The organism is Mesorhizobium salmacidum (SeqCode), assembly GCF_037179605.1.
Lineage (GTDB): Bacteria > Pseudomonadota > Alphaproteobacteria > Rhizobiales > Rhizobiaceae > Mesorhizobium > Mesorhizobium salmacidum.
In genome coordinates this window covers 22,801-37,513 of record NZ_JAPYKS010000020.1, presented here as the reverse complement: position 1 = coordinate 37,513, position 14,713 = coordinate 22,801, and the positions used below count along the sequence as shown (strand labels likewise).

Genomic DNA, 14,713 nt, shown 5'->3' with positions numbered 1-14,713 from the left:
TTTGCGATGCAGATATCAAGGCGACGGCGCCAAGCCTTTCCGATGGACGCGCTGATTATCGATCGGACAATTAATGAGCCGATCCATCGCCAGCTCTATCGGCAGATTGCCGCGATGATCCGTGGGCGTCGTCTGGCGCCGGGATCGGAATTGCCATCGACGCGCGCGCTGGCTGAGGATCTGGGCCTCGCCCGCAACACTATCGTCGGTGCGTATGACCAGTTGGCGACGGAAGGCTATCTTGCAAGCCGGCAGGGCGCGCGCCCGGTGGTCATCGACCTGCCCGTAAACTCGACCGATCTAGGCAGCAAACTCAGGGCCACGGCAATCCATCGCCCGCTTTCCAGGCGCGGCGAGAGCCTGATGCAGCAACCCTTCCATCACGGATCGCCGGGACGCTTTGCCTTTCATCCGGGCATGCCGGACCCGCAAAACTTCCCGTTTGGCGTCTGGGGCAGGCTGCTCGCACGCCGGGCAACGTTCGGCGCCGATATGTTGTTCGGTACATATCATGTGACCGGCCTGCCGGCGCTCAAGGAGGCGATCGCCGGCTACCTGACCTCGGCCAGGGGGGTACGGTGTTCTCCCCAACAGATCGTCGTGACAACGGGAGCGCAGGCGGCGTTCGATCTGCTGGCGCGTCTGCTGCTCGATCCGGGCGACACGGTCTGGCTGGAGGAACCGGGCTATTACGCGGCCAAGGCGACTTTCACGGTCGCTGGCGCCAATATTGTGCCGCTTGCCGTCGACCGGGACGGCTGGCAGATGAGCCAGCCCGAGGTTTCACCGCGCCTGATCTATGTGACGCCCGCCTGCCAGCATCCCTTGGGGATAACGATGCGCATGGACCAGCGGCTGCGGCTATTCGAAATCGCCGAGCGCAACAATTCCTGGATCATCGAGGATGACTTCGACGGCGAGTACAGATTTCAGGGAAGGCCGGTCCCCGCCATACAGAGCATGGATTACGCTGACCGGGTCATTTATGTCGGCACCTTTGCCAAGTTGCTGTTTCCGGCGCTCAGGCTGGGGTTCATGGTCTTGCCCGCAGCCTTGTGCAAGGGCATTCCGCATGCGCTGAGCACCACCGGGCAATTCGCACCCCTGGTGCTTCAGGCGGCGCTAGCCGATTTCATCGATGAAGGTCACATGAGCCGCCACCTCAAGCGCATGCGCCGCATTTACGCCGAGCGACGCAAGTTTTTCTACGAATTGTGCGAGACCGAACTGGCCGATCACATCACTCTTTCGGCGGCGGAGGCTGGAATCCAGGTCGTTGCCTCGCTTCACGAAAATTGTGACGATCGGGCGGTCGTGCATTGTGCCGACAAACTCGGTGTCAACGCATCGCCGCTGTCGAAATATTACTGGTCATCCTCCGGCAATGGCCTGGTGCTTGGCTATGCCGCCTGCAACAAGGCCGAGAGCGAGGCGGGAATCCGACGTCTACGCCAGGCCATCGAGCATGTACGGACCTTGCCGTGAGCCCGTCTGCCCGCGATGAAGTGGTGGTTGGCGCCGCCAGACTGCCGCCGGTGTTTCGGTCAAGTGTTGCCAACTACTCGGTGCTAACTACGTCCGGGTTATTCTGAAGGGTGAAACATCCGGAAATGGGGCGGACTGAATGGCAGGCCCGAGGATATACAAGGATGTTGAGACTTGCCGCTTCGCTTCGGTCCACCGTTGCCGATCCGCTGCACAGCGTGCTCGGCTATGCGCCGAATTTGCTGCTCCTTGGAGCAGGCTGTGCGACCGGCTCGACCCTACAGGCGAAGGTTACTTGGGCAGCTATCGGCCAATGTTGAAAAAGCTGTCCTACGTTCGCCGACCAGAATACCGCCGATGGCTCCAGCTCTGTTTTTACACCATCACAGTTGGGGACTACACACCTAGGATTTTTGCTCTGGAGGACGAGAGACCCTTTCGCGTACGGACTGCTCTGTCGTGTCAGCCGCAGACTTGACGATTTCACCAATCTGGTCGGCCACCGTGCCTGCTTGTGTGTCCTGCCGTCCAGCTTCCTGCTTGATCGTCTCATAGGCGTCTGCGGCAACCTGCTTGGCCTGATCGAGGCCTTGCTCGAGTATGCTCTCCGAGGTCTGGCGAACCTTCTCGCGATATCCGCCCAGTTGCTCATCCTCCATCGCGGTATGGGGCAGCATGGCGCCTATCGCGGCGCCGATGGCGAGACCGACCGCCGCAACGGCCAAGGGCTGATCATTCAATAGCTCCTGTGCCGAGCGGCTGGCTTTCGCAGCCATCCCGCCAGCCGTCGATCCTGCACTGGTAGCGTTGCTCGCCAGTCCTTCGGCGGCACCCCGTGCTGCTCCTGATATTGTGGCTCCAACGCTGCTTGCGGCCGACGATAGCGATTCAGCGGTTTCGGAGAGCGTGCTGCCCAAGCCGCCGCCCTCCGCCTCGTCAGGCCCGCTGGGGGGAGTAGGCGCCGCATACGCGGCCGGGCGGCTCCGGCTGCCGTTCGACGGACCGCTGCCCAGCATCAGCCAAGCCAGACCTGCGCCCACCATCGTCACGGGCAAGGGATTGTCCCTGACCTGTGTTCTCAGGTTGTCGAGCATGGCCGAACTTTCTCCCCCCGAGAAGATGCCGGTGAATTCGTCCAGCAATTGCCCCGGTGTCATCTTGCCTCGAATGGATTCGGCGGTTTCCACCACCCTGGCGCGCGCGGCCTCCGCCTCGCGTTCAAGTTCGGCTGCGGATTTCTCGGTCATCTCACTTGTCCCTTGATCACATTCGCGTCGCGCCTGAGCTGTTCCTGCGTCCGGTCAGGAGTAAGTTCGGAAGGCGCCATGCTTGCCATCCCGGTGCGCAGCAGGATGACGCCAAGAATTGCTACCACCACGCCGACCAACAGGGAGGACCACCCGGCGCCCAACCCTGCCCGAGTCAATGCGATGACCAGTGCTTGCAGCAGCACGATCAGAGCCGCGAGCAGGCAGATTGCTCCGCCCAGCACCTCGGCGGCGCCAGCTCCCGTCTTGTTAAGCTTTTCTGAGAGCTCCGCCCGCAGAAGCCTGGCTTCGGTTTGCACCAGCGTGGTGACGTTTTGAGCCAAGTCGGTCACCAGCGTCGCGAGGCTGGGATTGTCCTGAGTGTTCATCTGTCTTGCTCCGCATCCTGCGTAGTCAGGTCGTCATCGGCATTGCCATAGCCTCGGGATGCTCGGGGCCTGTCAGCCGACCAATCAGCAGCTCGAACGGTCTGCGAGTTGGCGTCTCCCGAGGCACTCCGAGATGCTTCGGGGCTTGTCGGTGGGGAGGCTTTGATGAAGCGTCCAAGCGCCAATCCAGCCAATACGGAGCCAGCGAGCAGGGCACCGGGGTTTTGCCGGCCGAAGGACTGCACATCCTCAAGCACCTGGCCGAACGGTTTTTGTTTCAACGAGGAGGAAAGCCGCTCCAGGCCGCCGGCGGCCTCCAAGGCAAATTTCGATGCAGTCCTTTCATCATTGTTGGCCAGGTGATCGCTGGCCGCGCGTAGCGCGCCCCCCAACGCCGCCAAGCTCGATGCAATGTCGCGCTGCGTCTCCTGCGCCTTGTCCGAAACAACCTGCGTGGCTTCTGTCGCGTAGTCGCCAGCCTTGCGGGTCAGTTCGTCGCGGGCATCGTGAAGCAACTCGCTCGCGCGCTCTTTTTCCCGGGCAAGCCTGTCGGAAACGTCACTTGTCGCCTTGTCGAAATCAGCGGGGTTACGGCCCTGGCCGTCATTACGTTGCATGGGTCACCTAGTGAAAACCGAGGAAGGAGAGGACCGCGAGCACGACAACGACGAGGCCGATAAGATAGATGACACTGTTCATGGCACGTTCCTCCGTACTGCCCCAACTTCATGGAACCTGCGATGTTCCGTCGGCCAAGAGCTTTTTGGGATCCAAGAGCAACGCGGGGAGAGTTGGCCGAAAGTTCCTTGTGAGAAAGAATGCCTTCCGAGCCAATCCACTAAGCCACCGTCAAAGTGCGCTTGAGAGAGATCGCTTGACCAAGTTAGGGTCCACCGTGCCCACGCGAATGCCAGGACCGCAATGACCCACGCTCCTATCGCGACACTGTCCAGCCGCGCGCAGCGGTGGGCGATCGGACTGACCGAGCAGAAAAGCATCACCGGCACTGACGGCGAGGCTGCCTTCGGCCCATGGTTGGCGGCGCACCTCCGAGAGCAAGCGGCATTTCAGGACGCCGAGGTCTGGACGATCGAAGTCAAACCTCAGGACGGCCGTCACTCCGTGGCGATGCTTCTGCGCGGCTCCGGTCGCTCGACCGTGCTCTTGACCGGTCACTACGACACCGTCGGGACAAGCGACTACGGACAGCTGGAGCATCTGGCCACTCGGCCCGACGCCCTGACAAAGGCATTGCGCGATTCCCTCGTCCTCGCCAAGGCGCCAGCCGCCGTCCTGGCGCACGAGGATTTCGCGGGCGGCGAATTCGTTGCCGGACGCGGCCTTCTCGACATGAAAGCTGGCCTGGCAGCGGGGCTGGCGGTATGCGCCGAATTTGCCGAAAGCGCAAAGCCGGTTGGAAATCTACTCTTTATCGCGGTGCCGGACGAGGAGAACAATTCCGCCGGCGCCCGTAAGGCGGCACAGATCCTGCCTGGACTCTGCGAGGAGCGCGATCTCGACTTGCTTGCGGTGATTAATCTTGATGCTATCGCGGATGATGGCGACGGCAGCAAGGGTCGCGTCATCGCGCTGGGAATTGTCGGCAAGCTGCTTCCGGCCGCCTGGGTGGTTGGCGTCCCCACACATAGCGGCTTTCCCTTGAATGGGCCCAATGCGGGGGCGATCGCCGCCGCGATCGCTGCCCGCATCGAATGGGCACCCGAGCTCACCGACGCGTGCGGAACCGCACCCGGCACGCCGCCCAGCCTGCTCGGGATTGCGGACGGGAAGACCCGATACGACGTTACGACACCGGGGACCGCCCATGCCACTTTCAATGTGCTGAGTTATCGCCGGACGCCCGATGAGGTGCTCGACCGGTTCGATAGCCTATGTGCTGAAGCGGCTTCGAACCTGTTACGGGAGTTCCGGCACCGCGTCTCTGCGCAGCACGAAACAGGTCTGCTGGAGATGGTGCAATTGATCCCGGTCCACCGGTATGAGACTTTGCTGGCGCGTATCGACCAGTCGGAGCGGACGCGGTTCGAAGGTGTTTCTGCCTCGATCGCCGCCGGCGACCAGCCACTGCCCGAGAAGTGCCGATTGCTGACCGAGCAGGCCTGGGAGCTCAGCCGCTTGGCCGGGCCAGCCATAGTGACAGGCTTCGGATCAATACCCTATCTGCCGACGAACCTTTCCGCGCAGCCGGCAGCCGTCAGGCTGCGAGCGGCTGCAATCGACGTCGCCAATGAGGCAGCGGCACGCTATGGCAATGTGGTCACCTGCGCGGACTATTTCGCCGGGATCTCGGACATGAGCTTCTTTGGCGAAGCGGACGAATCCTCCCTCGACATTGTCGCCCGCAACACGCCGGCATGGAAAGACGCCGTGCGCTGGCCTCCGAAGCGAGCACTGGCCAACATACCGACCATCAACATTGGTCCATGGGGACGCGATTATCACACGCCGCTCGAGCGGCTGCATGTCGGCTATTCGTTCACCGTCCTGCCGCGGCTCATTCGCGATGTCTGCGCGAGGCTCCTTCAGCCTGACGCGTCGTGATGGAGGGCCCACGCTCGAATACAAACGGCGCAAAGCGGACGCGGTGGCTTTCGCCGCCGGCTTCCGCCTGCGGGTTTTGCCTATTCGGCTGCCTTCCTGTCGAACATCTGCTCACTTTGGGGCACCGGAGCTTGGCCGGGGCGGCGAGAGCATTGGCTCCTCGCCCATCGGCGCGCTGGGAACCATGGAGAACTCGCCCTTACCGTCCATCGAGGGCCCTTCGCTCCAGCGTCCCTGCGCTGGAGCGACACCTTCGACGAAGCAGTTGATGAACCCATAGGATACGTCCTGATGCTCCTTCTCCTGCGGGAGCTCTGTGAAAAAACTACCCCGATGCCGTCGTAATCTCCCGCCTAGTTGACCGTCCGCTCTAAGGAACTCGCAGATGTCGTCTGACGGCTGGGATGAGGCGCATCGCCCCCCTGCAGCAATGGGGCCGGCAGCGGACACGCGGCTTCTGGCATCCAAAAAGCATTGGGCAGACATTTAAGCAGTGGGTTGAACGCGCTAGCTGGCCCAAACACGCCAGCCGACATCACGGCCGATAGGTCCTTTTGCACCAAGCAAATCTCAACCAACGCAGGAAGAGTATTGGAACCACCCATGAACTCGTGGCAGCGCCGGGGTTCAAGTTCCGTGACGTGGCGACAGTGCGTTGCGACTGAATGGATTCATGCGGCGCGCCTAATCGCGTTTTATGCATCCCCTTATAAATTTCTGGCCTACCTTTTGGGCGGCATATACTAATGCCCGATTCCTACAGCCTTTTGCCGCCGAGACCTGACCGCCTCAAGCAATTCGCATTCCCTGGTGTGAACATTTCTAAACACGGCCACAATCATCACCGCCAAGATTTCGGCGTCCGGGTCCAAAGGGTCGAGATGTTCATCCGCGCAGATCCGTTCGAACACACGTTCGCAAATAGTCAGATCATGAGGGCTGAGGCAGGTGCGATACAAATCCCGACGCAGCATCTGGGCGAACCTTTCAGAGCCCGCTACCCGTTCTTTCGGCGGGCTTTTTTGCTGATGAACCGCTAAAGCGATGGCTGTCTAAGTGCGACATCGCCCGCAGTGCGATGAAATTCGTTTACTTACTGACTGATGACTGCTCTATTATCAAACCTAGAATGATCGCGCACTCTCGGGATTTGTATTGTCCAGCAATCATTAGTCTGTAGTAATCTTGCAGTTTGTTTTCATGGATTTGGAAACCACGCCGAAATTCGGCTGCTTCCTTTGGCGTTCTAGTGCAACCGAGCTTACTGGCGGTGACTTTTAAGCTCGCCAGCGAGCATCCGATCTTTGCCGCAATATTTTTCAACGGCTCGTTGTTATCATATCCGTCAAGAATTATCCTGCGACGAGCTTCGCTATCGAGTTTTGTGGTCATTTCGGTGGTCTCCTCAACCAGTATCCCACGATGCTCGTTTCTATACCCTCAGGTCGAAGAGTGTCGTTGGCTTCGCATCCAGAAACTTATCTCGGGATGCATTTCTTGCCGTAATCCAGCGTGATCGCCGTTTCGGTCGACTCGAGTTCACCAGTCTTGCCAGATGCCTGAAGTACCACATGATTGAGAGGGGCATGGGGCATACCCGATTCGGATATGGCACCACGCGATGGACACTAAGAGGCAAGACGAGCCCTCTGCGGGGCAGCCGCGGGACAGTGATCGGCGTCGTTGGCCGCGCGCAGGCCAAGTCCACAAAGAGGATGCGCCATCGCTCGCGCCGGCGTTCGAACCCCTGCTCTTTTCAACGCTCGAACTGGCGCCAGCGGATCAATTCGCCGCTTGGCAAGCGCATATAGCGCCGCTTGTCGAAGTCAGATTGCCGGATGACAAATCGCTGAACGATGGCTTTCCCGCCGACCACACGGCTTGGAATCTCGGTGGCATGCTGATTGTTCAACAGCGCGCGGCGGCACACAGCTACGTGCGCTCCGCCGCGAAGCTCCGATCCAGTTCCATCGATCACTGGTATATTGTCTTGCCTCGCACCGGCCGGTCGTGGACGGAGGTCGATCGCCGCGTTGCGGAAAACCAGCCGGGCAAATTGGAGATCAGATCGCTTGGCTATCCGTTTCGCGGGAGAGTAACGGGCTCGGAAAGTCTCTTCCTCTACCTTCCGCGTGACTTGTTCTCGGACGCGGCGTCAACCCTCGACGCAAAGAACAATTCAATTCTGTCCGGCAACTTTGCCAACCTCCTGGTCGACTACCTCAACAGCATCGAAGCAAGAATGCGCCATCTGACGGCTGAAGATCTGCCCCGCATCGTTCACGCGACGCGCAGCATGGTCATTGCCTGCCTCGCGCCTCCGACGGAACATGCCGCGGTCGCCGAACAATTGGCGAGTGTTGCGCTGATGGAGCGAGCGCGTCGACACGTCCAACACAATTTGGACGCTGCTCATCTGACACCGGATTCAATGTGCCGGGCGCTCGGCGTCTCGCGCTCTCGTCTCTATCAATTGTTCGAACCAAGCGGTGGGGTTATCCATTACATACAAAGCCGTCGCCTTCTGGCATCCCATGTCGCGCTCAGCGATCCGGCGGACGGTCGGCGCATTGTTGAAATTGCGGAAGCCTTCGGGTTCAGTTCAGCGGCTAATTTCAGCCGAGCATTCAGCAAGGAATTCGGTTACAGCCCCCGCGAAGGCCGCAGTGCCGTGGTGTTGCCGCGCCCTGCCCAACCCGTTTCGCCTGGCGGACACGACGAGGCCCCTTCCTTTGAAGGCTGGCTAAAGGCGCTCGGAAGCTGATTACCGATCGGAATGTTGATGCGGGCGGGTCACAGGGGCGGCAAAGATCACGCTGCCACATGAACCAGAATATTTCGTGTCCCATCCACCGCGCTATCAGTCATATAGCCGATTCCGGTTTATTAACCAACTGTTCATTGTTATCGCCGCCAATCACGGGGAGCATGCATTGCAAATACGCGGCACGCGATTGTTGTTGAGATTGCGAGTTGAATGTTTGCGAAGCTTGACAGCTATGCTATTTCTGGACTGGGGAAGCACATTCTTACCGCCTATGGAGGTGGCTATTGTACCCGGAGGCAACAGGGGTCGGCACGGAGAGTGAGGGGCCTTCCTCAGGCGATGCACCACGTCCCGGCGAACCGCTGTTCGCTGACCTTTTGGCGTACACGACCGAAATTTTGTCGTTTTATGATCGCGACTTCTGTCTGACGCACTACGCAGCCAAACTCAAAGGCCTGTACGGAGGTGCGGTGGTGCCGGGTGCCGCCGTTTGGGAGATCTACCCGAGCTTCCTCGATGCGAAATATCGTGACGAATTTCTTCGTGTGTTCCATGGCGGCTCACCGGCAAGCATTGATCTGCCACCATCACCGGATGAATCGCCGCGGTCCGCTTTCGTCTTCGCCACTGCAAATGGGGTGGGAATCATCGAATCAAGGGAGCGCGATGGGCGGAGCGTGGTAGAGGAGCAAGAGCATGTAATTCTGCTCCATCAAGCGACACACGACGTGCTGACCGGACTGCAGAATCGCCGGCGATTCGGCGATCGGCTGCAGCGGGCAATGGCCGCCCTCGGCGGATCAAAGCCGAAAACCGCCCTTCTGCAAATCGACCTTGACGATTTCAAAGCGGTCAATGACACGCTCGGCCATGGCGCAGGCGACACTCTTCTTCAACTCGCGGCGGGTCGTATCCGGGACGCGTTACAGGACGGCGAATCCGCATACCGGTATGCCGGCGATGAGTTCGCTGTCATCCAATTGGGAAAGGAGCAGCCCGCAGAGGCTGAGCGCCTCGCCGGATCGCTGGTCGACGCTTTCAAGAACCCGTTCGTCATCAACGGCATTCCCGTCTTCGTCGGCTCGAGCATCGGAATTGCTTTCGGGCCGGAGCACGGGACCGATGGCGAACAGTTGATGAAAGCCGCCGACATTGCTCTTTACGCGGCCAAGACAGACGGACGCGGCTGCGCTCGAACATTCAACCGCTCGATGCTGCTCTTGCTCGAGCAACGCGAGAATCTGAGACGCAGCCTTCGAACCGCGCTGGCGCGGGGCGAGCTTTATCTGGAGTATCAGCCGCTCATTCGGCCTCCTTCCTCAGTGATCGGTTTCGAAGCGCTGCTGCGGTGGCGGCACCCCGAGGTCGGAATCATTCCGCCCAACGTGTTCATACCGATCGCCGAAGCCGACGGTCTGATGGACGACATTGGACGATGGGTGCTCGAGGAAGCCTGTCGCCAGGCAATGACGTGGCCTTCCTCGCTGACAGTCGCAGTCAACCTGTCACCAGCTCAGTTCCTTAGCGGTTCGCTGACGGACACCGTCGCTCAGATCATCGACGCAGTCGGAATCGACGCCGACAGACTTGAACTTGAGATAACTGAGACGGTCCTGCTTGAGCAGACGATCGACAATATCGACACACTGAATACTCTGAACGTTTTGGGAATACGAATTTCCCTCGACGATTTTGGAACGTACTACTCATCACTAAGCTACCTCAAGAACTTTCCGTTCGATACATTGAAGATCGATCAGTACTTTATCGCGGACCTGGATACCGATCTCAAAAGCCAAACGATCGTGCGATCAATCATGAATCTGGCACACGGCCTGGGGATAAATGTCACTGCGGAGGGGGTCGAGACGTCGGCACAGGCAAGGTGGCTGATCAAGGAAAATTGCGATTGTCTGCAAGGAAATTTCCTGGGGCGGCCACTTGGCGTCGAGGCGGTCAGCGATTTCATCAGGCGGTCCCCGCTGAGGGTGGTACGGGCGATGGAGCGATCAAATCGGGCGCTCTAGCGCCTTACACCCTTTGTTTACGGTGAAGTGGAGATTTGCAGAACGATCAAGGCAGATACCGCGCAATTCTTCGGGTCGGTGCGAGACTGACTCATCGGGGGCGCGGCGAACCTTGTCTCGCGGAGGCCATCCCCCCGGGAGGATTCAATAATGATGGAGCAAGTGAGGAAGCCAATGGGAACCGTTCATCATCACCTGGCTGGCGAGCCGACCTTTGCACCGATGATCCAGATCGATATGGAAATCAAAGCTTTTGTCTCCGCTTGGAAACATTGCGACTATGTCTCGACATACATGGCGCGGATGATCAGCCAAAACAGGTCAGACTCGGTCCATCACTCAAATCTCTTTTCCTCTGCCTTCAATGAATTGCTGGAAGTCGCCTTTCGCACGCGCCATGCCGACGGCGAACTGGCATGCAGGGTGTCTCGCCATGGTGGAACGGATAGAATCGAGTTGACATTTCCTTGCGTGCCTGAGGAGCGGCAATTCTACGAAGAAGCCGTGTCGCAACTCGCAGGGATAGAGGCCACAGAGCGATACCTCAATTCGGTGTCTGGGGATCTCGCGCCCAGCCGTGATGTTGTACTTCTGGAACTGGCTGTCGACTACAACGCGACATTCTGGATCGAGGAAGCCGAGGGCGATGCAATCAAGCTTGTCGTGGATCTTTCCCTGGAGGGCTTGCAAAATTGAGCCCTTACGACCTTCTCCCGCGCTTCAAGGTGCAATACGACGCCAATAGCCAGGAGTTTTGCATATCGGGAGTGGTCCGGCCTCAGGCGATTGATGAGCTTGGGCCCAGCATAGCGTTGCTTCGCGATGCGATCGGCCGCGTGCGCGGCGTTCTCTACGTCAATGTCAGGCGCCTGACGCAGATGAACAATGCTGCGTTTCACACCTTTTCGAGGATCATCATCGACGCTTGTCGCGCGCGACCCGATCTCAAATTCGTCGTCATCACGTCAAGTGTCGTCGGATGGACCTCGCGAAAATTTGGTCGCTTGAGCGGCATAGAACCGAATATCACGGTCGAGGAGTATGACACCGAATTCTATCCGGGGCAGGGCTTCCTTGAGGAAGGCGGGTTCGTACCGATCCTGCGCACTCAGACAAAGATGACATGGCGCCACGAGCGCGCAATCTTGCCGCGACACGGCATGAGGCCCGGGATCGTTATGGCTGACATTTGTTGTGGGATCGGTGATTTCGCCGTGCTCGCGCAGAAGGAGTTCCAGCCATCGCGGATCGTCGCCCTCGATCACTCCATGTCAAGCCTGAACTATGCTCGACGCGTGATGCGGGAGTTCGACATCCGGGGCATCGAGTATACCTATGGTGATGCGTCGGAGATGCTGCTCGATGAAGGGCAGTTCGACTTGGTCACCTGCCGGCATTCCCTGCAAATCTTCAATCGACCTGAACTCATTCTCAAGGAGCTCTACCGCATATGCAAGCCAGGCGGGCGGGTCTACATCACCAACGAGAAGAATTCGCATTGCCTCGGCGAGCCCCGCGCCGAAAGCATTCGCTGGACCTACAACGAGGTGGCGAAGCTCTTCGGGCATTTCGAGATGGACGTCGAGCTTGGGCCCAAGAGCCGGCGATACCTGGTAGAAGCCGGATTCGAAGACATCCGTGTGGAGACCTTCATGGTCACTAACCTGGACGGCGATCCGCAGGACTTCGCCGACGTCATTGCGGCCTGGTCGGATGTCTATGCGGGCGAGATGGCGACCAAGCGCGGCGATGGACCGGAGTTCGTCGCACGGTTCCGGCAGGGCTTCGAGGACCACATTTTCGCCGCGCTCCACCCCAAGGGTTATGCGGGCTGGCCGATCTGGGTCGCATCGGGGCGACGGCCCCAATGAAAGCAGACGATGAGCGTACACCGCGCTTCGGCCTGCGCTCCTTTCGAGCGAAATTCGTATTGGTCGTTGGTGGCGCCGTACTGTTCGACCTCCTTTTGAGCGGTGGGCTGGCGCTTTGGAACGTTCAAAAGCTTTCGCGCGATGCCACGTCGGAAGTCGGCGAGGGCCTGACGACCGCAAATCAGGAATACATTCGTTCCTATGCCGCATCGACAGCGCTGAGCGTCGACCTGCTGCTCGATCGAGTCCATGGCGACGTCAAGGCCCTGGCGGGCGTGCTACAGGCTCAAATCGACGATCCAGGCAGGCAGCAACAGGTCGGAGCCACGCTTTCGCAGGAGGCGCCCGGCTCCGCGAAGGTAGTCTACGATGCGCGGGGCGATTGGGCGCAGAACCTGCCGGGCGCGCCTTCCGTGGTCAGCGTCTGGGGCTACCTGCTGGGCGCCGACCACAGTCCGCTGCCAGGCGTTCAACGGGAAATAGAAGACAGCACCGTGTTGGATCTCGTTGCGCCAACGCTCATGGCCAGCGGGGCGTCCAAACTGCAGATGTACTATATTGGTCCAAAAGAACGGCCGATCTTCAGGACGGTACCGTATACGGACCAGGCACAGACCTTCGACCGGCTTTATCCAGGGCACAACAAGGCGGAGTTCTGGGAGTTTTTCTTTCCCGGAATCTATGGATCATGGCAGCAGTGGGCCAGGGATTCGGCCTCGCGTCCGGTTGCTGACGATATCACCCAGACAGCGCCTTACACCGATGCAATCACGGGAAAGCTGATCGTCAGCTTTTTCCACCCGTTGTGGACGCGCGATCGCACCGGCATCGCCGGTACGGCGGGAGCGGACATCACTCTCGATCAACTCGCGGAAGTCGTCGAACGTGTGAAGATCGCTGGAACCGGGTTCGGCTTCCTCACGATGTCGACCGGCAACGTGGTGGCGATCAATCCGTGGGGTCAGGCGATCATCGGCCTGACGGCATCGAGCGATGCGGGCACCCAGGGCGTCACCGGCCTGGAAAGATCCCTGCGGGGAAGCACGCAGCCAGCTATCGCGTCGCTGCCTCTCGACCAGAACAATGACGGTGTCATTCAGCATATCATGCTCGATGACAAGGGCGAACGCGTACCCTACATCGTTGTTCTCAAAAGATTGAAGCCGACCAATCTGTGGAGTTCGGGACCGATCAAGTCCGAAATGATGTCGGTCGGGATCGTCGTTCCCGAACGGGAGATCTATGCCTCCCTGTTCGCCGCGCAGAAGAGTATTTCCCGCGCGACCAACCGTATACTGCTCTTCCAGATCGCCGCGATCGCCGTTTCGCTTCTGATTGTTTTTGCCGCTGTGCTCGGAATTTCGAAGCGAATCACTGCGGGGCTCAGAGCACTTGCCAGCGCTGCCCAGCGGCTCCAGTCCAAAGACTATTCAGTCCGCGTGAACATTCCAACGCGCGACGAGGTTGGAGCGGCAGGCATCGCCTTCAACCGGATGGCCGAGCAGATCAGCTTTCACACTGAAAACCTCGAGCAACTCGTCGACGAACGAACCAGGGAACTCGGGGACGCAAATCAGGAGATTTCCGCGCTCAACGAAAAGCTCCAGGACGAGAACGTCCGCCTTGGTGCCGAACTGGCGGTCGCCAGGCAGATCCAGATGATGGTCCTGCCGAAGCAAATCGAACTCGAGGCGATTCCGGGGCTGGAGATCGCAGCCTACATGCGGCCAGCCGACGAGGTCGGCGGCGACTATTACGACGTCCTGCAGAATGGGCCACGGGTCAAGATCGGCATCGGCGACGTGACCGGTCATGGTCTCGAGAGCGGCGTGCTGATGCTGATGGTCCAATCCGTTGCACGCGCGTTGCAGGAGACCAACGAGGGGGATCCGCACCAGTTTCTCGATCGATTGAACAGGGCCATCTACAAGAACATCGAGCGGACGAACAGCGGCAAGCATCTCTCGCTGGCCTTCCTTGACTTCGAGGATGAGCGGGTAACGCTATCCGGCCAGCATGAGGACGTTCTCGTCGTGCGCGCGGATGGGGCAGTCGAACGTATCGATACGATTGATCTGGGTCTGCCGGTTGGCCTGGAGAACGACATCTCGAAGTTCATTGCCACGCGTGACATCCTGTTCGGGAGCGGCGACGTGATCGTGCTTCACACCGACGGTGTGACCGAGGCTGAGGATCAGGACAAAACTCTGTTCGGATTCGAGCGCCTCTGCCGGAGCGCGCAAAAGCGTCACGGCGGCAGCGCCGAGGAAATCAAGACCGGCATCATCGACGATCTGATGGCCCATATCGGGATCCAGAAGATTCACGACGACATTACCCTCGTGATCATAAGGCACACATAGCC

11 protein-coding genes are annotated in these 14,713 nt (G+C 59.5%); 7 read left to right on the top strand and 4 right to left on the bottom strand.

Annotation, left to right across the window (positions count from 1 at the left end):
- The first annotated feature begins 42 nt into the window (after positions 1 to 42).
- Positions 43 to 1,485 (top strand): rhizopine catabolism transcriptional regulator MocR, encoded by a 1,443-nt coding sequence (gene mocR / locus O7A60_RS24150; protein WP_337108307.1) that lies wholly within the window; start codon positions 43 to 45, stop codon positions 1,483 to 1,485.
- A 404-nt stretch (positions 1,486 to 1,889) separates the two neighbouring features.
- Here mocR and O7A60_RS24145 read toward each other — a convergent pair whose 3' ends face one another.
- Genes O7A60_RS24145 through O7A60_RS24135 form a run of 3 tightly spaced genes read right to left on the bottom strand, consistent with a single transcriptional unit; the run spans position 1,890 to position 3,738 of the window.
- Positions 1,890 to 2,732, bottom strand: coding sequence for a hypothetical protein (locus tag O7A60_RS24145; RefSeq protein ID WP_337108306.1), 843 nt, complete (start codon positions 2,730 to 2,732; stop codon positions 1,890 to 1,892).
- A complete protein-coding gene (locus O7A60_RS24140) occupies positions 2,729 to 3,121 on the bottom strand; it encodes a phage holin family protein (protein ID WP_027144716.1) in 393 nt (130 codons plus the stop codon). Before O7A60_RS24140 ends, O7A60_RS24145 begins: the two co-directional genes overlap by 4 nt.
- Positions 3,118 to 3,738: a hypothetical protein gene (locus O7A60_RS24135; protein WP_337108305.1), complete on the bottom strand. Its 621-nt coding sequence runs from the start codon at positions 3,736 to 3,738 to the stop codon at positions 3,118 to 3,120. Before O7A60_RS24135 ends, O7A60_RS24140 begins: the two co-directional genes overlap by 4 nt.
- A gap of 304 nt (positions 3,739 to 4,042) precedes the next feature.
- Between O7A60_RS24135 and O7A60_RS24130 the strand changes: the two genes are divergently transcribed.
- A complete protein-coding gene (locus tag O7A60_RS24130; RefSeq protein ID WP_337108304.1) occupies positions 4,043 to 5,683 on the top strand; it encodes a M20/M25/M40 family metallo-hydrolase in 1,641 nt (546 codons plus the stop codon).
- Positions 5,684 to 6,772: 1,089 nt separating this feature from the next.
- On the opposite strand, the gene O7A60_RS24125 is transcribed toward O7A60_RS24130, so the two are convergent.
- Entirely contained in the window at positions 6,773 to 7,075 is a 303-nt protein-coding gene (locus O7A60_RS24125) for a hypothetical protein (RefSeq protein WP_337108303.1), read from the bottom strand.
- Positions 7,076 to 7,304: 229 nt separating this feature from the next.
- Here O7A60_RS24125 and O7A60_RS24120 point away from each other — a divergent pair, with 229 nt between their 5' ends.
- From O7A60_RS24120 to O7A60_RS24100, 5 genes are all read left to right on the top strand, one after another.
- Positions 7,305 to 8,447, top strand: coding sequence for a helix-turn-helix domain-containing protein (locus O7A60_RS24120; protein ID WP_337108302.1), 1,143 nt, complete (start codon positions 7,305 to 7,307; stop codon positions 8,445 to 8,447).
- A gap of 287 nt (positions 8,448 to 8,734) precedes the next feature.
- The gene (locus O7A60_RS24115; protein ID WP_415926850.1) at positions 8,735 to 10,477 is read left to right on the top strand and encodes a putative bifunctional diguanylate cyclase/phosphodiesterase; all 1,743 of its coding nucleotides are present in this window, start codon (positions 8,735 to 8,737) and stop codon (positions 10,475 to 10,477) included.
- Positions 10,478 to 10,630: 153 nt separating this feature from the next.
- Positions 10,631 to 11,173 carry a ubiquinone biosynthesis methyltransferase UbiE gene (locus O7A60_RS24110; protein ID WP_084636760.1) on the top strand — a complete coding sequence of 181 codons (543 nt, stop codon included), beginning with the start codon at positions 10,631 to 10,633 and terminating at the stop codon, positions 11,171 to 11,173.
- On the top strand, positions 11,170 to 12,348 hold the full coding sequence (locus tag O7A60_RS24105) for a class I SAM-dependent methyltransferase (protein WP_027144709.1): 1,179 nt from the start codon (positions 11,170 to 11,172) through the stop codon (positions 12,346 to 12,348). The genes O7A60_RS24110 and O7A60_RS24105 overlap by 4 nt, the downstream gene beginning before the upstream one ends.
- Positions 12,345 to 14,711 carry a SpoIIE family protein phosphatase gene (locus O7A60_RS24100; protein ID WP_337108301.1) on the top strand — a complete coding sequence of 789 codons (2,367 nt, stop codon included), beginning with the start codon at positions 12,345 to 12,347 and terminating at the stop codon, positions 14,709 to 14,711. The genes O7A60_RS24105 and O7A60_RS24100 overlap by 4 nt, the downstream gene beginning before the upstream one ends.
- Positions 14,712 to 14,713 lie beyond the last annotated feature (2 nt).